The organism is Mycobacterium sp. IDUB_37 (assembly GCF_055419245.1).
In genome coordinates this window covers 1-360 of sequence record NZ_JBVAXG010000051.1, presented here as the reverse complement: position 1 = coordinate 360, position 360 = coordinate 1, and the positions used below count along the sequence as shown (strand labels likewise).

General features: G+C 68.1%; 1 protein-coding gene. It reads left to right on the top strand.

Annotated features, from left to right (window positions below; translation table 11 throughout):
- Positions 1–4 precede the first annotated feature (4 nt).
- On the top strand, positions 5–360 hold a 356-nt coding region (locus tag ACZY1I_RS32260; RefSeq protein ID WP_463761717.1), incomplete at its 3' end, for a helix-turn-helix domain-containing protein.

Genomic DNA, 360 nt, shown 5'->3' with positions numbered 1-360 from the left:
CCCGATGCGTGACCAGATCACTGTGGCCGAGACGTGCCGCCGCTACGGCGTATCTCGGCAGACGTTCTACGTCTACCGACGCCGGCTCTACGCCGACGGCGTGGCCGCCTTGGCGCCGTTGTCGAGGCGCCCGAAGACCTCACCGGCCCGTACCGCCGCCGAGCTCGAGGCGGAGATCGCGCGGCTACGCAAAGCCAACCCCCGCTGGGGTGCACGCACTATCCACTCCCGCCTTCGCCGTGCCGGCGCGCCTCACGTGCCGGCAATATCGACGATTCATCGTATACTGCAACGCAATTCACTCATCACACCCCGCGATCGGCGGCGAGCGGCGCCAACCTGGCGGCGCTTCGAACGCTA